Source organism: Saccharothrix sp. AJ9571, assembly GCF_021725495.1.
In the GTDB taxonomy this organism is placed as follows: domain Bacteria; phylum Actinomycetota; class Actinomycetes; order Mycobacteriales; family Pseudonocardiaceae; genus Amycolatopsis; species Amycolatopsis magusensis.
Genome location: NZ_CP091382.1, coordinates 1,694,841 through 1,713,687 on the forward strand (window position 1 = coordinate 1,694,841; position 18,847 = coordinate 1,713,687).

At 70.7% G+C, this 18,847-nt stretch carries 17 protein-coding genes; 2 read left to right on the forward strand and 15 right to left on the reverse strand.

The features are described from left to right. Positions 1–51: 51 nt before the first annotated feature. Positions 52–999 carry an acetylxylan esterase family protein gene (locus L3Q67_RS06970; RefSeq protein ID WP_499188754.1) on the forward strand — a complete coding sequence of 316 codons (948 nt, stop codon included), beginning with the start codon at positions 52–54 and terminating at the stop codon, positions 997–999. 50 nt (positions 1,000–1,049) lie between these two features. Here L3Q67_RS06970 and tsaE read toward each other — a convergent pair whose 3' ends face one another. The 9 genes from tsaE to glmS all read right to left on the reverse strand — a co-directional run bounded on the left by tsaE (position 1,050) and on the right by glmS (position 11,757). Continuing rightward, the gene (gene tsaE / locus L3Q67_RS06975) at positions 1,050–1,502 is read right to left on the reverse strand and encodes a tRNA (adenosine(37)-N6)-threonylcarbamoyltransferase complex ATPase subunit type 1 TsaE (protein WP_209671030.1); all 453 of its coding nucleotides are present in this window, start codon (positions 1,500–1,502) and stop codon (positions 1,050–1,052) included. Then, entirely contained in the window at positions 1,499–2,605 is a 1,107-nt protein-coding gene (locus L3Q67_RS06980; protein ID WP_499188755.1) for an alpha/beta fold hydrolase, read from the reverse strand. The genes tsaE and L3Q67_RS06980 overlap by 4 nt, the downstream gene beginning before the upstream one ends. Next, complete coding sequence (alr, locus tag L3Q67_RS06985) at positions 2,605–3,729, reverse strand: alanine racemase (RefSeq protein WP_499188756.1); 1,125 nt, start codon at positions 3,727–3,729, stop codon at positions 2,605–2,607. The genes L3Q67_RS06980 and alr overlap by 1 nt, the downstream gene beginning before the upstream one ends. A 24-nt stretch (positions 3,730–3,753) precedes the next feature. Then, positions 3,754–4,842, reverse strand: a complete 1,089-nt coding sequence (locus tag L3Q67_RS06990; protein ID WP_499188757.1) for an ABC transporter ATP-binding protein — start codon at positions 4,840–4,842, stop codon at positions 3,754–3,756. After that, entirely contained in the window at positions 4,843–6,261 is a 1,419-nt protein-coding gene (xylB, locus tag L3Q67_RS06995; protein WP_499188758.1) for a xylulokinase, read from the reverse strand. Between the two features lie 135 nt (positions 6,262–6,396). After that, a complete protein-coding gene (locus L3Q67_RS07000) occupies positions 6,397–7,221 on the reverse strand; it encodes a DeoR/GlpR family DNA-binding transcription regulator (RefSeq protein ID WP_499188759.1) in 825 nt (274 codons plus the stop codon). Further along, positions 7,214–8,257 (reverse strand): NAD(P)-dependent alcohol dehydrogenase, encoded by a 1,044-nt coding sequence (locus L3Q67_RS07005; protein ID WP_499188760.1) that lies wholly within the window; start codon positions 8,255–8,257, stop codon positions 7,214–7,216. The genes L3Q67_RS07000 and L3Q67_RS07005 overlap by 8 nt, the downstream gene beginning before the upstream one ends. A 174-nt stretch (positions 8,258–8,431) precedes the next feature. Further along, on the reverse strand, positions 8,432–9,880 hold the full coding sequence (locus L3Q67_RS07010) for a bifunctional ADP-dependent NAD(P)H-hydrate dehydratase/NAD(P)H-hydrate epimerase (protein WP_499188761.1): 1,449 nt from the start codon (positions 9,878–9,880) through the stop codon (positions 8,432–8,434). 14 nt (positions 9,881–9,894) lie between these two features. Further along, a complete protein-coding gene (gene glmS / locus L3Q67_RS07015) occupies positions 9,895–11,757 on the reverse strand; it encodes a glutamine--fructose-6-phosphate aminotransferase (protein ID WP_499188762.1) in 1,863 nt (620 codons plus the stop codon). A gap of 405 nt (positions 11,758–12,162) precedes the next feature. On the opposite strand from glmS, the gene L3Q67_RS07020 reads away from it, so the two are divergent. Continuing rightward, positions 12,163–12,975, forward strand: coding sequence for a dienelactone hydrolase family protein (locus L3Q67_RS07020; protein ID WP_499188763.1), 813 nt, complete (start codon positions 12,163–12,165; stop codon positions 12,973–12,975). An 81-nt stretch (positions 12,976–13,056) separates the two neighbouring features. Here the strand turns inward: L3Q67_RS07020 and L3Q67_RS07025 are convergent, their stop codons facing one another. From L3Q67_RS07025 to L3Q67_RS07050, 6 genes are all read right to left on the reverse strand, one after another. Further along, complete coding sequence (locus tag L3Q67_RS07025) at positions 13,057–13,566, reverse strand: hypothetical protein (protein WP_499188764.1); 510 nt, start codon at positions 13,564–13,566, stop codon at positions 13,057–13,059. 23 nt (positions 13,567–13,589) lie between these two features. Beyond that, positions 13,590–16,037, reverse strand: a complete 2,448-nt coding sequence (locus L3Q67_RS07030; protein WP_499188765.1) for a WXG100 family type VII secretion target — start codon at positions 16,035–16,037, stop codon at positions 13,590–13,592. Next, positions 16,037–16,345, reverse strand: coding sequence for a hypothetical protein (locus L3Q67_RS07035; RefSeq protein WP_499188766.1), 309 nt, complete (start codon positions 16,343–16,345; stop codon positions 16,037–16,039). The genes L3Q67_RS07030 and L3Q67_RS07035 overlap by 1 nt, the downstream gene beginning before the upstream one ends. Before the next feature lie 144 nt (positions 16,346–16,489). Beyond that, positions 16,490–16,768, reverse strand: a complete 279-nt coding sequence (locus L3Q67_RS07040) for an acyl carrier protein (RefSeq protein WP_499188767.1) — start codon at positions 16,766–16,768, stop codon at positions 16,490–16,492. Positions 16,769–16,772: 4 nt separating this feature from the next. Next, on the reverse strand, positions 16,773–18,443 hold the full coding sequence (locus L3Q67_RS07045) for a fatty acyl-AMP ligase (RefSeq protein WP_499188768.1): 1,671 nt from the start codon (positions 18,441–18,443) through the stop codon (positions 16,773–16,775). Further along, on the reverse strand, positions 18,431–18,841 hold the full coding sequence (locus L3Q67_RS07050; RefSeq protein WP_499188769.1) for a hypothetical protein: 411 nt from the start codon (positions 18,839–18,841) through the stop codon (positions 18,431–18,433). The genes L3Q67_RS07045 and L3Q67_RS07050 overlap by 13 nt, the downstream gene beginning before the upstream one ends. Positions 18,842–18,847: the final 6 nt, after the last annotated feature.

Below are 18,847 nucleotides of genomic sequence, written 5' to 3' on the forward strand. Positions count from 1 at the left end.
GGGGGCCCTTTTAGGATGGTGATCATCGTCTGACCGCGAGGAGCCGTCCGCATGCCGCTGAACTTCGACCTGTCGCTGGAGCAGCTCCAGAGCTATCAGGGCACCAATCCCCGCCCGGCCGATTTCGACGAGTTCTGGGCGAAATCGCTCGTCGAGTTGGACGCCACCGAGCCGCGGGTCGAGATCACGCCCGCCGAGTTCTCGGCGCCGTTCGCGCGCTGCGAGCACCTGGAGTTCACCGGCGTCGGTGGCGTGCGGGTGCACGCAAAGCTCGCGCGGCCGCTGGAGGACACCGAGGGCCCGGCCGTGCTCTTCTTCCACGGCTATAACGGCAGGTCAACGCCCTGGACGGAACTGCTCCCCTATGTCGCGCGCGGGCAGACCGCCGTCGCGATGGACCTGCGCGGGCAGGGATGGGGCGCACCCGCCACGGGATGGGCGGTGAGCACCCAGCTGCTCCTCGGCCTCGAAGAAGGCGCCGACCGGCTGCACATGCGGCACGCCTTCCTCGACACCGTCCGCCTCGCGCGCACCGTGATGGACCTGCCCGGCGTCGACCCGGCCCGGATGGCGACCACCGGCCACAGCCAAGGCGGGGCGCTGAGCCTGGCGTGCGCGGCGCTCGAACCACGGATCGCGCTGGTCGCGGCGGTCTTCCCGTTCCTGTCGGACTACCAGCGGGCGTGGGAGCTGGCGCTCGGGGAAGCGCCCTACAACGAAATCACCAACTGGTTCCGCAAGCGTGACCCTCAGCATCAGCGACGCGAGGAAATCTTCACCCGGCTTGGGTACATCGACATCCAGCACCTCGCTCCGCGTGTGCGGGCGCGGGTGGACTGGACGGTGGCGCTGGAGGACGTCGTGTGCCCGCCGTCGACCCAGTTCGCGGCCTACAACAAGCTCACCTGTGCCAAGTCGATGCGCACCTACCCCGACTTCGGCCACGAGGACCTACCGGGCATCGAAGACGCCCTGTACACCGTCCTACCCCCCCTCTGACCAGGCCCGAATGCTTCTGCGGGCAAATGCATCCGGCCTGCCGGCGGGGGTCAGCGGGTGGGGAGGAGGGGGGTGCGGGTGGTCCAGTTCCCGTGCGGTTCCAGTGCGATCCGGCGCACGTCGTCTTCTTCCCGCGAAAGCCGGACGACGAGGTGGTCGGCGGAGAGACGGTCGGCGGAGCCTTCACCCCATTCGACTACCACGGCCGAGGCTTCCAGGTCGGTGTCCAGGTCGAGGTCGTCCAGCTGCGCCAGGTCCCCGCCCAGCCGGTACGCGTCCACGTGCACCAGCGGCACCGGGCCCGGGTGCACCCGCGCCAGCACGAACGTCGGCGAGCTGACCCGCCCCGAGACGCCGAGGCCTTCGGCGATTCCCCTGGTCAGCGTGGTTTTCCCCGCCCCGAGCGGCCCGGCGAGCAGCACCAGGTCACCCGCCCGCAGCTCACGGCCGAGCGACCGGCCGAAAGCGATCGTGTCCTCCGGGGTCGTGCATTCGAAATTCACCGGTTCAGCCACCGCCACAGTCGTCGTGAGGAATCCGCGCCGTCCACCCCGGCGCAGCGTTGCAGAAGATCGATCAGGTGGCTGTTCACCAGCTCGGGCTGTTCCAGCTGCACCATGTGCCCCGCGCCGCGCACCCGCACCAGCTCCGCGTCGGGGAGCTCGGCGGCGATCCGCTCGGCGTGCGAATAGGGCGTCATCCGGTCGGAGTCGGCGCCGATCACCAGCACGTGCGCGTGCTTCAACCCGGCCAGCGCCGCGTACCGGTTGTGGCTGCCGAGCGTGTCGGCGAAGTTCACCAGTCCCAGCACCGGCGTCACTTCGAGCATTTCCAGCATGAAGTCGACGATCCGCGGGCTCACGTCCCGCGCACCGAAAGCCAGCCGCCGCACGGCCTGCCGCGTCAGCTGCCCGCCCGCGGCCCGCACGAACTCCACCAGTCCCGGCTGCCAGCCCGCCAGCTCACTGACCCCGCGCGTCAGCGGGTTGTACTTCGACAGCAGACCCCGCGGGATGCCCCGCGTGCCGACCTCACCGGCGGCGGTCGCGATCAGCGCCACGCCCCCGATCCGTTCCTCGAACAGGTCCGGGTGCCGCTGCGCCAGCTCCATCACGACCATGCCGCCCATCGAGTGGGCCATCAGCACCAGCGGGCCCTCCGGCGCGACCGCGCGGATCACCGCGTGCAGATCCTCGGCCAGCTGCTCGATCGTGCTGGTCTCGTGCGTCGCCGCGCCGGACAGCCCGTGGCTGCGGTGGTCGTAGTAGACCTGCCGCACGCGCGGCAGCGTCAGCGAAGCCAGGTCTCGCCGCTGGAAGTGCCAGCTGAGCTGGGAAAGCGCGAAGCCGTGCACCCCGACGAGCGTCAACGCGGGACTGCCGCCGTCAGCCGGGTCGACCTCCGCGACCGCCAGCGGTGTGCCGTCGTCCGCGGCCACCGTCGACATGCGATCCGGCTTCAGCTCACCGAGCGGCTCGTCGCCGAAGGGGTCCACGCGGTGGCGCCGCTGCTGCGTGGCGACGGTGATCGCGGCGGCGGCCGACCCGGTCAGCACCGCGCCGATACCTCCGGCGATCGCCAGCAGTCTCCGTGACGGAGCCGCCATCAGCGCTGCCCCGCGTAGCTGCGCACGACCCGCGGCCGGTACATCCCGGTGACGATCTCGTAGTCGATCGTGCCGATCTTGTCGGCCCATTCGCGTGCGGTCGGCGCCCCGGCCTCACCGGTGCCGAACAACACCACCTCGGCACCCGGTTCCGGCTGGTGGTCACCGCAGTCGACGACGATCTGGTCCATGCACACGCGGCCGGCCACCGGCCGCCGTTTTCCGTCGAGCCAGACGTCCAGCCGGCCGGACAACGTGCGCGGCACGCCGTCCGCGTAACCGACGGGGACCAGTGCCAGCGTGGTGTCGGTGGCCGCGGTCCACGTGTGCCCGTAGGAGACGGACTCGCCCGCCGCGATGCGTTTGGTCGAGACCACGGACGAGCGGAAGGTCATCACCGGGCGCAGGTCCTCCGGCTGCGGCACGGGATTGAGCCCGTACATCGCGATGCCGACGCGCACCAGGTCGAAGTGCAGATCGGGGCGGGTCAGCGTGGCGGCCGAATTCGCCAGGTGCCGCAGCGGTTCCAGGCCCGCTTCCCGCGTGACCTCATAGGCCTGCTCGAACCGCGAAGCCTGCATGTCGATCGACGGGTGACCGGGCTCGTCCGCGCAAGCCAGGTGCGACCAGATGGCCACGACTTCGACCGCGGAATCGTCGGCCGCCGCTTTGACCAGCGCGGACCAGTCGTGCGGCGGGCAGCCGTTGCGCGACAAGCCGGTGTCGATCTTCAGGTGCACCCGCGCCCGGCCACCGGCCCGCCGGGCCGCGTCGGCCGCGCGCTCCAGCTCACCGGCGTTGCTGAGGCCGAGATCCACCCCCGCCTCGATGGCGGGGGTGAAGTCGGTGTCCGCGGGGTCGAGCCAAGCCAGCATCGACGTCTGGATACCCGCCGCACGCAGGGACAACGCCTCGGCGAGCGAACAGGTGCCGAGCCAGGTCGCGCCCGCCTCCAGTGCGGCGCGCGCGACCGGCACCGCGCCGTGCCCGTAGGCGTCCGCCTTCACCACGGCTATGGTCGCGGCGCCCGAGGCGGCCGCGCGCCCGGCGAGCAGCGCGAGGTTGTGGCGGAGGTGGTCCAGGTCGACGCGGACTTCAGCGCGGGAGAACGGGTCTGGGCTCATGACCAGCCCATTTTCCCACAGGGGTCACTCCAACCGGGCTCCGGTGGTGGCGGAGAACACGTGCAGCTCGTCCGGCCGGACGCGGAAGTGCAGCGTGTCACCCATGGACGGCGGCGTGCGCGGGTCGACCCGCGCGACCACCGTGGTGCCCGCCTCCGGGTCGTCGCCGGCCAGCTTGCCGTAGCAGTAGGCGTCCGAGCCGAGCTCCTCGACGAGGTCCACCTTGACCGGGATGGTGGTCTCCCCGGCCTGCGCGACCTCGAGCGACTCCGGCCGGAAGCCGACCGTGACGCCGTCGCTGCCCGCCTTGGCGATGATGTCGCGCGGCAACGCCACCCTCGCTCCGCCGACGGTCGCGCCGTCCTCGGTGAGTGAAGCGTTGACGAGGTTCATCGCCGGTGAGCCGATGAACCCGGCCACGAAGGCGTTCGCGGGCCGCTCGTACAGCGCGCGCGGGGTGTCGCACTGCTGCAGCAGACCGTCGGAAAGCACGGCCACGCGGTCACCCATGGTCATGGCCTCGACCTGGTCGTGCGTGACGTAGACGGTGGTGACGCCGAGGCGTCGCTGCAGCGCGGCGATCTGCGTGCGGGTGGACACGCGGAGCTTGGCGTCGAGGTTCGACAGCGGCTCGTCCATCAGGAAGACCTGCGGTTCGCGCACGATCGCGCGGCCCATCGCCACGCGCTGGCGCTGACCACCGGAAAGCGCCTTCGGCTTGCGGTCGAGGTAGTCCTCGATGTCGAGCAGCTTGGCCGCGTCGCGCACGCGCTCCTTGATCTCGGAGGCGGGCTTGCCCGCGATCTTGAGCGCGAAGCCCATGTTCTGCCCGACGGTCATGTGCGGGTACAGCGCGTAGTTCTGGAACACCATGGCGATGTCCCGCGACCGCGGCGGCAGCTGGGTGACGTCGCGGTCACCGATCCACACCGAGCCGTCGTCGATGTCCTCGAGCCCGGCGAGCATGCGCAGGCTGGTCGACTTGCCGCAGCCCGACGGGCCGACCAGCACCAGGAATTCGCCGTCGGCGATCTCCAGGTCGAGCGCGTCCACCGCGGGCCGCTCCGCCCCGGAGTAGTGCCTGGACGCCTTGTCGTAGGTAATCGTCGCCATTCAGCTTTCCCTTCCTAACGCTCGCGCGTGCACGAGTTCGCGCGCGCCCTGGTGCCGCTGCCGGATTTCCTGGCCCGCGTCGGTGTCCGGCCCACCGAGTCGCAGCACATCCGATCCGCGCCAGTGGGGCGGCGCGGTGGTCCCGGCCAGTGCCCAGGCCGCCTGGCGGGCGGCACCGAGCGCCACGTACTCGGCCGGGGCCGGCACCTCGACCGGCAGGCCGAAGATCACCGGCGCGGCGGCCCGCACGCTGGCCGACTGCGCGGCACCGCCGATCAGGAGCACCCGGCGCGGTTCGACCCCGTGCCCGGCGATCGCCTCGAGACCGGCGGCCAGTCCGCACAGCATGCCTTCCACGGCGGCTCGCGCCAAGTACTCCGGCTTCATGTTCGACCTGGTCAGGCCGAGCAAGGTGCCGTTCGCGTCCGGCAGATTCGGGGTGCGCTCGCCGTCGAGGTAGGGCAGCAGGGTCAGGCCACCGGCGCCCGCCGGGGCCGAAAGCGCGAGCCGGTCCAGCCCGGCGAGGTCGACGCCGAGCAGGTCGGCGGTGGCGGTGAGCACCCTGGCCGCGTTGAGCGTGCAGGCCAGCGGGAGGAAGCGGCCGGTCGCGTCGGCGAACCCGGAGACCGTGCCGGTGGCGTCGGCGGAGGGGGTCTCGGAGACCGCGAACACCGTGCCGCTGGTGCCGAGCGAGACCACCACGTCACCGGGGCCGAGCTCGAGCGCGAGGGCCGCCGCCATGTTGTCGCCGGTGCCCGCAGACACCAAAACCCCGTCCTCCGTGTGCCCGGATGCTTCTGCGGGCAAAAGCAGGTCCGGCAGTTCGGGGGTGCGGCCGAAGGCGCGTTTGAGCAGGTCAGAGCGGTACTCGCCGGTGGTCGGGGAGAAGTAGCCGGTGCCGGAGGCGTCCCCGCGATCGGTCGTGACCCGCTCCGGGCAGCCAAGGATGCGCCAGGTGAGCCAGTCGTGCGGCAGCACCACGCGCGCCACCCGCGCGGCCAGTTCCGGCTCGTGCTCGGCGAACCAGCGCAGCTTGGTCACGGTGTAACTGGCGACCGGCACCGAGCCGACCGCCTTCGCCCACGCCTGCGGCCCGCCGAGTTCGGCGATCAGGTCCTGCGCCTGCGGGCCGGACCGCGTGTCGTTCCACAGCAGCGCCGGCCGCACGACCTCGCCTGCCTCGTCCAGCGCCACCATGCCGTGCTGCTGCCCGCCGACGCCGATCGCCGAAACGCCGTCGAGCAGGCCCTTCGCGGCCTCGGTGAATGCCGTCCACCAGTGCTGGGGGTCCACCTCGGTGCCGTCCGGGTGCGCCGCGCGCCCTTCCCGGACCACCGCGCCGGTCTCGGCGTCGCAGACCACCACTTTCGCCGACTGGGTGGACGAGTCGACCCCGGCGACCAGAGTGGGCGTGTGCATGGTCACGAGCCTGGCCGGACTTGGAGCTTCCGTCCAGTACTTGCGCGGAACATGTCCAGTGCCCGCGGGTATTCGTCGAGCCCCAGTGCAGGGCTGATCACCGTTCTGGCGTCCACCGCTCTCCTTTCATCACCTTCATCGCTGTACAGCTCGCCTGCCTGAGTCCTCACCGTCGGCGTGCACCAGCTCGACCGCCACGCCCAGTTCCCGCATCGCCTCGACCTCGTCGGCCGGCGTGCCGTCGTCGGTGATCACCAGGTCGTAGGCGGAGACGTCACCGTGGACGTAGGTCGCGGTCTTCCCGAACTTCGAGTGGTCCGCGACCACCACGTTCCGGTTGGCCATGCCGAGCGCGGCCCGCTTCAGCTCCCCGTAGTCCTGCACGGGGTGGTACAGCCGCCCGCCCGCCACCGCGGTCACCGAGACGAAGCTGAGGTCGGCGCGCATGCGGTCGAGCGCGGCGAGCGCGTCCGGCCCGATGCACGACTCGAACTCGGCGTTGTACCGGCCACCGATCACGATCAGCTCGATCCCTTCGGCGGGCCCGAAAATGCCGATCGCGCTGATCGAGTTCGTGATCACCACCAGCGGTGGGATGGCCGCCATCCGGCGCATCAGCGGGAACAACGTGGTCGAGTCGTCGACGAACACCGTCTGGCCGGGGCGCACTTCGTTGATCGCCGATTCGGCCAGCCGTTCCTTCAGCGCGGGGTTGAGCCCCTCGCGGAAGCGGGTCGCGGTTTCCATGGTCAGCGCCGGATACGCCTCGACCTTGCCGCGAAGTTTGCGCAGCAGGCGGCGGTCGGCGAGGTCGTCGAGATCGCGGTGCATGGTCATCAGGCTCACGCCGAACCGCTCGGTCAGGTCATCGATGCGCACCTCGCCGAGTTCGATCACGCGACGCAGCACGTCCTGCCGCCGTTGCTCGACGACGGCGTCCGAAGGGCGGGTCTTAGGCATGCGCCACCTGCGGCAGCACCACGGGTTTGATCACGCCGGGATCGGTTTTCGCGATGGTGAGTGCCCGCTCGACTTCCGCCAGGCCGAACCGGTGGGTGACCAGTCGGTCGAGGTCGACGTCCCCACCGGCGGCCAGCGCGATGGCGGTCGGCCAGGTGTTGGCGTACCGGAAGGTGCCGGTGACCTCCAGTTCGTTGGCCTGCACGTGGGCCAGCGGCAGCGGGATCTCGTCGCCACCCATGCCGATCAGCACCACGCGCCCGGCCCGGCCCACCTTGCGGATCGCCGCGCTGATCGCCCGGGGCGCGCCGGAGCACTCCAGCAGCACGTCCGGCTCGAAGGCGGAGTCCGCCAAGTCCTCTTCGGACACGTCGATGGTCGACGTGGCGCCGAGTTCGCCGGCGAGCGCGAGTCGTGTGGGGTTGATGTCGGTGACCACGATCTCCGTGGCGCCGAAGGCCCGCGCGGTCTGCGTGGCGACCAGCCCAATGGGCCCGGCACCGGTGATCAGCACGCGCGCACCCGGCCCGACCGACGCCTTGCGGCACGACCAGACGCCCACCGACAGCGGTTCGAGCAGGCCCGCGGCTTCGTCCGACAGTTCGTCCGGGACTGCGTAGGCGAAGTCCTCGCGCAGCACGACGTACTCGGCGAAGGCTCCGTCGACCGGCGGGGTGCCGAAGAAACGCATTTGCGGGCACAAGTTGTACTGGCCGATCGTGCACTGCTCACAGGTCGAACACGGCACGCCGGGTTCGAGCGCGACGCGCTGCCCGATCTCGTGTGCTCGCGCTTCCGAACCCCTGCCGACCACCACACCGGCTGGTTCGTGGCCGAGGACCAGTGGTGCGCGCACCACGAAGTCACCGATGCGGCCGTGTTCGTAGTAGTGCACGTCCGAGCCGCAGGCGCCGACGGCCGTGACCCGGATGAGCACCTCGCGCGGCCCCGGTTCAGGCACGGGCCGCTCCTCGACCGCCACCTCCCCCACGCCGCGCAACACGGAGACCTTCATGGTCCGGGGGATCTTCTTCATGCTCGCTCCCGCCATGCCGTCAACCGGACCCATTCCTACCAGAAATCACCCCCACAGTTAACACAAAACGCGATAACTCCCCCACCACGCTTCTGCGGGCAAATGCATCTCCGGGCATAACGGACACCCGAAAACGGCGGGGATGCTTTTGCCCGCAGAAGATGAACGTGCTGGTCAGCGGGGGGTGTAGGTGAGAACGGCGCGGATGGCGGCCGGGATCGCCGCCTGGATCTTCGAAGCGGGGACCGGCACGCCATCGGCGGCCAGGTGCGCGGCCAACCCGTGCACGTGCGCGGCCGCACCGGCCGCCAGCCAGGGGTCGAGACCGGCCGCGAGCAACGCGCCGATGAGCCCCGAGAGCACGTCACCGGACCCGGCCGTCGCCAGCCACGAACCGTTCGCGACGTTCACCAGGGTCCGTCCGTCCGGCGCGGCGACCACGGTGCTGTGCCCCTTGAGCAGCACCACGGCATCGAACCGTCGCGCGGCCGCGCGCGCGGCCGCCGCCCGGTCCGCACCCGGCGCCGCCCCGGTGAGCCGCTCGAACTCCCCGGCGTGCGGCGTCAGCACCAGCGGCGTGTCCGGGTCCCGCGCGTCCAGCAGGTCCGGGAACTTCGCGATCAGCGTGATCGCGTCGGCGTCGGCGCAGACCGGGACGCCCTGCTCGAGCACGTGCCGCAGCGTCGCGCGGCCCTCGTTCCCGGTGCCCATGCCCGGCCCGGCCACCCAGGACTGCACGCGCCCGGCGTCGGTCACCGAACCAGTGCCGATCACCTCCGGCCAGTCCGCCCGCACCACGTCCGCCGCCGATCCGGCGTACCGGACCATGCCCGAGGTCGCCAGCACCGCCGACCCGGTGGCCAGCACCGCCGCCCCCGGGTAGGTCGCCGAGCCGGCGGCGATGCCGGTGACGCCCTGGGTGTACTTGTCGTCCTCCGGCCCCGGCACCGGCCAGGCCGCCGCCACGTCAGCGACCCCGAGCTGGATCAGGTCCGGTTCGCCCAGCTGTCCGGCCAGTCCGATGTCGACAAGATGTATCTGCCCGCAGAAGCCTGGATTGAGCACGTGGACCGGTTTCCGGGCGCCGAAGGTGACCGTGCGCGTGGCACGGACCGCCGGACCATCGACGGCACCGGTGTCCGGATCGACGCCGCTCGGCAGGTCGACCGCCAGCACCGGCGCGCTCACGCGCTCCACCAGCGCCGCGGCGTCCGAGCGCAACGGGCCGCGCGCCGACAACCCCACGATTCCGTCGATGACCAGGTCCGCCTGCTCGATCGACGGCCGACCGTCCTCGGCAGTGACAACCCGTCCTCGCGCACGCCGCAACGCAGCCAGACCAGCCTCGTGCGCGCGCTCCGGCTTCAGCAGCACCGCGGTCACCCGCACACCGCGCTTGCGCAGGAAAGCACCGGCCCACAAGGCGTCGCCACCGTTGTTCCCGGCCCCGACCAGCAGCGTCACCCGGGTTCCGGACACCCGCCCGACGTGCTCGGCAAGCATCTGCGCGGCGTGCACCGCGACGCCGAACGCCGCCTTGTGCATCAGCGCGCCCTCGGGCGTGACGGCCAGCAGCTTCTCCTCGGCCGCCCGAATCCGGTCAGTGGTCCAGATTCCCAGCACGCGGTGCTCCCGAACTACTCCACGGTGACGGACTTCGCCAGATTACGCGGCTTGTCGACGTCGTACCCGCGGCTGCGCGCGATCTCCGCAGCCAGCACCTGCAGCGGCACGGTCGAGACCAGCGGCTGCAGCAGCGTCGGTACCGCCGGGATCTCCACCAGCTCGTCGGCGAACGGGCGCACCGTCTCGTCACCCTCTTCAGCGATCACGATCGTGCGCGCACCCCGCGCCTGGATCTCGCTGATGTTCGAGACCAGCTTGGCGTGCAGCACCGCGCGCCCCTTCGGCGACGGCATCACCACGACCACCGGGAGCCCCTCCTCGATGAGCGCGATCGGACCGTGCTTCAGCTCGCCCGCCGCGAAGCCCTCGGCGTGCATGTACGCCAGTTCCTTCAGCTTGAGCGCACCCTCCAGCGCCACCGGGAAGCCGACGTGCCTGCCCAGGAAGAGCACCGCCTTCGACTCGGCGAGGTCCCGGCCCAGCGCGCGCACCTGATCCACAGTGGACAGAACCTTCTGCACCGCGGCGGGCATCGCTTCCAGCTCGGCGAACTCGCGGGCGACCTCGTCCGGGTACTTGGTGCCGCGCGCCTGCGCCAGCGCCAGGCCGACCAGGTAGTTCGCGGCGATCTGCGCGAGGAAGGCCTTGGTCGAGGCGACACCGATCTCCGGACCGGCGTGCGTGTAGAGCACCGCGTCGGACTCACGCGGGATCTGGGCGCCGTTGGTGTTGCAGACCGCCAGGACCCGGGCCTTCTGCTCACGGGCGTGGCGGACGGCTTCGAGCGTGTCGGCCGTCTCACCGGACTGCGAGACCGCGACGACCAGGGTGTCGCGGTCGAGCACCGGGTCGCGGTAGCGGAACTCACTGGCCAGCTCGACCTCGACCGGCAGGCGGGTCCAGTGCTCGATGGCGTACTTGGCGACCAGGCCGGAGTGGTAGGCCGAGCCGCAGGCGATCACGAAGACCTTGTCGACGTCGCGGAGGTCCTGATCGGACAGTCGCTGCTCATCGAGCACGATGCGGCCGTTGTCGAAGTGCCCGCGCAGCGTGTTCGCCAGCGCCTCGGGCTGCTCCTCGATCTCCTTGAGCATGAAGTACTCGTGGCCGCCCTTTTCCGCGGCCGACAGATCCCAGTCCACGGTGAACGGCTTGGCCTGGGCGGGTTCGCCGTCGAAGTCGGTGACCTCGTAGCCCTCGCGGTTGATCACCACGACCTGGTCCTGGCCCAGCTCCACGGCTTCGCGGGTGTGCTCGATGAACGCGGCGACGTCCGAGGCGACGAAGGTTTCACCCTCGCCGACGCCCACGACCAGCGGCGACGAACGACGCGCGGCGACGACCGTGTCCGGCTGGTCGGCGTGCGTGACCACCAGGGTGAAGGCGCCCTCGAGGCGGCGGCAGACCGAGCGGACGCTGGCCGCGAAGTCACCGGCGGTGTCGCCGTTGGTGTAGGCGCGGGAGATCAGGTGCGCCGCGGACTCGGTGTCGGTGTCGCTGGTCAGCTCGACGTCGTCGGCCTCCAGCTCGGCGCGCAGGGAGGCGAAGTTCTCGATGATGCCGTTGTGGACGACGGCGACCTTGCCGCTGACGTCGCGGTGCGGGTGGGAGTTGCGGTCGACCGGCGGGCCGTGGGTGGCCCAGCGGGTGTGACCCATGCCCGCGGTGCCCGCGAACGCCTCGCGCCCGGTGGCGTCGAGCTGGGCTTCCAGGTTGGCCAGGCGACCGGCCTTGCGCTCGACGTTCAGCGCACCCTCACCATCGAGCACGGCGACGCCCGCCGAGTCGTATCCGCGGTACTCCATCCTCCGGAGCCCGCCGAGCACTACGTCCAGCGCCTGCCGATGACCGACATATCCCACGATTCCGCACACGCCCCTCAGGGTAACCACGCACCCTCAGCCCCCTCGCCCGGCACAGCCCAACCACCCCGCATGCTTCTGCGGGCAAAAGCAGGCCAGGACACTTCCGCAGGCAAACGCAGGCTCGTTTGCTTCTGCGGGCAAATGCAGGCGGGCGGCTCCGCAGGCAGAGGCGAGTCAGCCGACTTCTGCGGGCAAAAGCACGACAGGCGGCTTCCGCAGCCGAAGCAGTCCGGGCGGCTTCCGCAGCATAGAGCGCCCCAGATGACTTCTGCGGGGAAAAGCAGGTCGGGCGACTTTCGCGGGCAGATGCAGCCCGGGTGACTTCTGCGGGCTAAAACAGCCCGGCCTGCTTTTGCCCGCGGAAGCGGGCCACGTCGCCGGGCTGGGTGGGGGTGTGGGCAGTAGGCTCCCGGCATGGCTTCGAAGCCCAAGCACCTGCTCGAAGAGCTGTCCCACCCAGGTCCGCACGAAGTGCTGCGGGGCAACCTGGGATTGGTCGGCGTGCCCGGCGTGGTCTTCACCCCGCGCGCCGGGCTCGGCCTGCCCGCGATCGCCTTCGGGCACGGCTGGCTCCAGCCGCCGACCCGCTACCGCGAGCTGCTCCGCCACCTCGCGAGCTGGGGCATCGTCGCCGCGGCGCCGGCCACCCAGCGTGGCCCGCTGCCGTCGCACCGGCTGTTCGCCACCGACCTGCGCACCACGCTCGAGCTGGTCACCAAGGTCCGCCTCGGCCCCGACGGCATCAGCGTCGACCCCGCCAAGCTCGGCCTGGCGGGGCACTCCACCGGCGGCGGCGCGGCCGTGCTTTCGGCCGCGGAATCCGACGTCAAGGCGGTGGCCACGGTGAACGCGGCCCAGACGATCCCGTCCGCCACCGAGGTCGCGCGCCGGCTCACCGTGCCGTCGCTGCACCTCGCCGCGGACGGCGACCTGGTCGCCCCGCCCGTCGGCCACGCCGAAGCCATCGCCAAGGCCTGGCAGGGCCCGGCCCAGCTGCGCTACCTCGGCAAGTCCTCCCACCTGGGCATCACCGAGGGCAAGCACTGGAGCGGTCTGTTGCTGCACGGCAAGCCCCACCGCGGCACCCAGCGCGTGGTCCGCGCCCTGCTCGCGGCCTTCTTCCTGACCCACCTCACCGGCACCGACAGGTACCGCCCGCTGCTCGAGGCCGACGTGAAGAACGCCACGATCGCGGCCGACGACTCGCTCGAACTCGCCGACGCCTGATGCGGCCCCGGAACCCCGAAAACGCAGCAGCGCCCGGCCCCAGCAGGGGTCGGGCGCTTTTGCGGGCTAAAGCCGACGGGGCTACTTCATCCAGCTGTTGTTCGAGAAATCGTCGTCGTCGAACGACTCTTCCCGGCGTGCGTGCCTGCCCGCCCGGCGAGGCGCGGGCGCCGGAGCGGCAGCCGGTTCGGCCACCGCCACCGGTTCGGGGACGGGCGGAGCCACCGGCGGCGCCTGCCATGCCCCGGCCGGCTGCGGCTCGGGCCTGGTCACCGGCGGCGCGGTCGCGAGGTTGTGCCCGGTAAAGCCGGGACCATCCTCGTCGTCGACCCCCCCGAAGCCCATGACGTTGCTCTTGTCGGCGAGCGTCTTCTCCGTCGCCCAGCCGCCGGCTTCCTTCTCCCGCCGCCCCAGCTCACGCCGGTGGTCGACGTACCGCTCGGCCGCCTGGACCTGCTTGGTCATGTAGTCCTGGGCCTTCGCCTTGGCTTCGTCCGCCTGGCGGTCACGCAGCGCGCGACGATCGGCCTGCTCCCGGACGAGGCCTTCCAGCCTCTCCCGCATCCGCGCCACTTCGTCAGTGATGCTCATCCCCACTCCTCACGCGCGCTCGCTCACCGGTCGTACCGGATGGAGCGTTCGCCTTCCTCGTCCAGGGAACCACTGATCCGACCACCCGCACCACTGGTCTCGAAGATGTTGCCCGCGACGCGGTACTGGCTCGACTGGCGTTCCTGGTCACCGCTCTGGCCACCACCGCCGCCGCCACCACCGCCCATGGCCCCCATGCCGCCCATCATGCCCATGCCACCGGCACCCCCGGCCGCGCCCGCGGCCGCCGGCGCGGCAGCACCGACACCGGCACCCCCCGGTGCCGAACCGAGGCCCGCGGCTGCCGCCGGCTCCGGCGAAGCGGCCCCGACCTGCGCACCCGCGGACAGCGAACCGGTGTTGCCCAGGTCGCCACCGGCGCTGCCGCTGACCGCACCCGCGCTGCCACCACTGCCACCGGAACCGCCGCTGTCCCCACCGGCCCCGCCACCGCCGGCGCCCGCACCTCCGGCGCCACCATCGGTGGCCGGCATGGTTTCGGCGTCTTCGGGCAGGTCGAGGTCACCGGGCGCGCTGAAGCCGTCGTCGCCCTCGACCGTGCCGCCACCGCCGCCGATCGCGGAACCCAGCTGGTCCGGCTTGCCGGCGCCCCCGGTCGGGTCGGTGTCGTCGAGGCCGTTGAGCGCGTCCTTCCCGCCCGGCTTGTTGTCCGCGCCGAGGGTGTAGGTGACCGGCTCGCCTTTGCCGTCGTCGACGGTGACCACGGTCGGGCCCTTCGGACCCTGCGGCTGCTCTGCGGTGATCTTGACGCCGTTGTCCTCGATGACGATCTTGCCGTCGGGACCGGGCTTGTAGACCTGCTCGCCGTCGGCACCCGCTCCGGCGCCTTCGACCGGCTTGCCGTCCGCCCCGACCTCGCCGTTGCCGAAGTCCAGCTTGTAGTCCTTCGCCGGCGGGGTGCCGTCGTCGATCGAGATATCCATCTTGCCGTCCTTGCCCGGCTCTGACATCTTGATCTCGTTGTCGCCCTGCTTGACGGTCATCGTGTCGTCGTCGTCACCGGCGTCCTTGATCGCCTCGCCGGTCTCCGGATCGATCGGGTACGGCTTGCCCGTCTCCGGGTCCGTCTCGAGCGGTTTGCCGGTGATCGGGTTGGTGCCCTTGTCGTCGGTCGCGGGCGGCTCGACGGCGCCGGGCGTGCCACCACCACCGGTGCCACCACCACCGCTGCCGGTACCGCCGCCACCGGTTCCGCCTCCGCCGGTACCGCCGCCACCGCCGCCGGTGTCACCGCCACCGCCGGGGTCGGTCTTCTTGGGCGGCGGCGGGGGCGGGTTCTCCTTCGCGGCGTTGGCGAACTCGTTCTCCGCCTTGCCCATCACCGTGGTCAGCTCGCTGTAGGCGTCGTCGACGAAGTCCTTGGTGTCGGTGCACAGCTTGTCGAACTTGGTCCAGAGCCCATCCCACATCTCGACGTTGAACTGGTTCTGGATCCACTGCTTGGCGAGGCGGATGCCCTCGTTCTTGATGTCGTCGTCGTCGCAGCAGCCGTCGTCGTTCAACTTCTCACGCATGTTCGTGCCGAAGTTGATGTCCATCCAGCCGGCGACCTTCTCCATCTCGTCCTTGCCGGCGGCGGAGCCGTTCGCGAGGTTGACCACGGAGGTCGCCATGTCGAGGTCGGCCTTGCCGACCTGCGTGGTGTACATGTCGATGACCGCGTCGACCTTGCCCTTGACCAGGCGGTAGACCACGTCCACCGCGGTCGAGGTGGCGGCGGCGGAGCCTTCGAGGAAGCCGACCAGCTCGTCGCCGGGGGTGTTGATCTTCTCGTTGTAGTGCTCGTTCGCCTTGTCGGCGGCGGGCCCGGTCCAGCTGTCGGAGAGCCCGTCGAGCTGGCCGCGCGTGTCCTTGAGCGCCTGGCGGACCTGACCGGCGGCGGTGGTGAAGTCCGAGGAGTCGGTCAGGAACTCCGCGAAGTTGATGCCCTTTTGCTCGTTGTAGCGCTTCTTGATGTCGGCGTTGATGTCGAGCGGGCGGGTGCGGCCGCGGCAGTCGTCCGGGATCTTGCCGAGCAGCGGCCCGAAGTCCTCGAACACCTTCAGCGCGGCTTCACCCTGCTTGAGCAGCTCGTCGGAGGTCTTCGTGCCCCCGCCGCCGGTGGTCGGCGGCTGCGCGCTGTCGAGCCCGGTGCGGCCAGCGTCGACCGTTTTCTGGTGCTCGCGCTCGTTGTAGGTGTTCGCCGAGCCTTCTTTTTTGGCTTCGTCGTACAGCTCGTCGGTGCGCTTGTCGCTGCCGTAGACGCCGGGCTGGCCGTAACCGGGTCCGCCGGCGTAGGGGTAGGCGTTGTAGGCCTCCTGGTACTTGCCGATCTCGTCGCGCTTGGCGTCGTCGTCCGGCCAGGCCTCTTCACTGCTGTTGGTCCAGGACTGGAGCAGCGCCTGCTTCTTCTCCGGGGAGACGGCCGGGTCGTCGAGTACGGCCTTGACCTCGTTCCACGACTTGGCCATCAGTTGCTCCCGGCTTGGTTCATCGCGCCCGACTGGGACTGGTCGTTGGCGGTGTAGGACTGGCCACCGGCGGCGATGTTCGCGGCGAACCCGTTCAGCGCCGTGGTGTACCCCTTCACCGCGGCCGACAGCGTGGCGATGGAGGTCGTGTAGATCTCCGCGTGCGTGCCGTGGGCCTCGCCGAACTGCTTCGCGGTGATCTTGGACTTCTCCAGCTCCTTGGTGCCGTCGGTCACGTCCTCCGCGAACTCGGTCATCTTCTTCGAGGCGGACGCCATCGCGTCGGCATCGACCTTGTGCCCACCCACCGGTCAGCTCCCCCTTGTTGAGGTGTCCTGGTCAGGAACTGTGACGCACGCCGACGGCGATCGGTGCCGTCGCAGATGCACACAGAATGTACTCAAGCGGCCGACCGGACGCACAGGATTCGGCTGTTTGCATACCCGAACGCGTCACTGGCCGGAACCGGGGGTGGCTGCTTTGGCACGCAGCGCGTCGGCGAGTAACCCGGCCGTGGCGGCGACGTCGGTCAGGCGGTCGCGTTCGTCGAGGTCGATGGTGACTTCGAAGAAGACTTCGAGGGTGGCGAGCAGCTGGACCCGCTGCTTCGAATCGAGGCCGAGTTCGTCGAAGGGCGTGGTCTCGTCGAGCGCGTCCGGGGAGAGGTGGAACGAGTCGCAGACCAACTGCTTGACCTGGGCGTGGTACTGGCTGGCGTCGTCGGTGGTCACCAGGTCATCGTGCCTCATACCGCGCTTTCGCGGCCGAACGCGCCACCTTCCCACTGGACGTCCGCGGCACCCCGCCATCTTCTGCGGGCAAAAGCTGGAAATCGCGGAGCGTGACCTCGTGCTGGGCGGAAACGGCGGCGCGCACAGCCTTGCTGACCTGGGGAAAGTCCACCGGCTGGTCCCGCACCGGCTCGGCCAGCACGACCACGCCCTCACCCCGCTCGTCGGCGATCCCGAAGGCGGCGACGCGATCGCGGCGGATGGCCGGGTGCGCGTCGGCGACGGTCTCCTCGATGTCCTGCGGGTAGAGGTTGCGGCCGTCGACGATGATCAGGTCCTTGATCCGGCCGGTGATGTAGAGCTGCCCGTCGTGGACCAGGCCCAGGTCACCGGTGCGCAGCCAGCCGTCGGCGAAGGTTTCGGCGGAGCGTTCCGGTTGCCGCCAGTAGCCCTGGGCGAGGTGGGGACCGCGCGCCTGGATCTCGCCCATGCGGCCATCGGGGCAGGTCTCGCCGGTCTCGGTGTCGGCGATCCGCACCTCCTGGCCGAAGGGACGGCCGACCGAAACCAGCTCGGTGCCGGTCTCCGCGGGGACGGCCGCACCGGCCGCGAGCGCGTCGCGGTCGAAGGTGGTGATCGTGGGACCTTCGTCACCCGCGCTGGAGACGTAGACCGTCGCCTCGGCGAGCCCGTACGAAGGCCGATGCGCCTCGGGACGGAAGCCGCAGGGCGCGAAGGCCTCGGCGAACGCCCGCACCGTGGCCGGGCGGATCGGCTCGCTCCCGTTGAGCGCCACCCGCACTTTCCCCAGGTCGAAGCTTTTGCGGGCAAAAGCAGGGACGGCGCTGATGACGTGGTCGAAGGCGAAGTTGGGGGCGGCGGTGAAGACGTCCGGGTAGTCGGACAGCTGGCGCAACCAGCGGACCGGGCGGCGGATGAACTCCAGCGGCTGCAGGAACACCGACCGGGCGCCGGTGAACACCGGCACGCACATCAGCTGGATGAGCCCCATGTCGTGGAAGAACGGGATCCAGCCGGCGCAGGTGGTGCGGTTGTCCACCTGGTAGGCGCCGGCGACCTGCCAGGCGCTCGCGGTCAGCGCCCGGTGCGTGATCACCGCGCCGGCGGGCTCCCGCGTCGACCCCGACGTGTACTGCAGGTACGCCACCCGCTCGCCGCCTTCCGCGGGCAAAAGCAGCCCCGCGTCTTCTGCGGGCAAAAGCAGGTCGTCGATGCAGAGGAGCTGGTCAGGTGGGGTGACGGGGGTGGAGGTGGTGAACTCGGTGACCTTGTCGAAGGCCGAGCGGGAGGTGAGCCACACCCGTGCCTGGCAGTCGTCGAGGGCGCTGATCAGGCGCCGCCGGTGCGACCGGACTTCGGGGGCGAAAAGCGGGACGGCGACCACGCCGGCGTACAGGGCGGCCAGGAAGCCGACCACGTAGTTCAGGTCCTGCGGCACGACCAGCGCGACACGGTCCCCGGGCGCCGCGACCTGCCGGAGCCGGGACGCGACGGCCCGCACCTGCCGCGTCAGTTCGGCCCAGGTCAGGTCCCGGGGCTCCGCGTCACGCCCGCCGGTGCAGTCGAGGTAGGTGAACGCGACTTCCGCCGACTCGCTCCGGTCCAGCAGGTACTGGATCAGTGGCCGCTCCGGCGCACCGCTCAACCCGCCCACCACTTGTGCTCGGCGAAGTCCTCATCGTCGTCGGCGGCAGCAGCCCGCCGCCGAGGCGGCGCCGGAGCCGCAGGAGGCGCTGCGGGCGGAGGCGTCCAGGCCTGCGCGGGCGGCTTCGACTCGTCGAACTGCAGGAACTCGTAGTCGTCGTCCTTCTCGCTGCCGTCCGAGAGCGTCGACGAGGTCGCCCAGCCGCCGGCCTTCTCCTCCCGGCGCTTGAGTTCCACCTGCTCACGCAGGTTTTCCTTCATCTCGGCCAGCTGCGCGCCGAGCGCCGCCGCGGCTTTCGCCTGCGCGGTCACCAACCGCTGTTCACGCAGGGCACGCTGCTCTTCCCGCTCCCGCGACAAGGCCGACAACGCCGCTCTGCTGGCGCGGAGCCGATCTTCGACGCTCATCGGGTC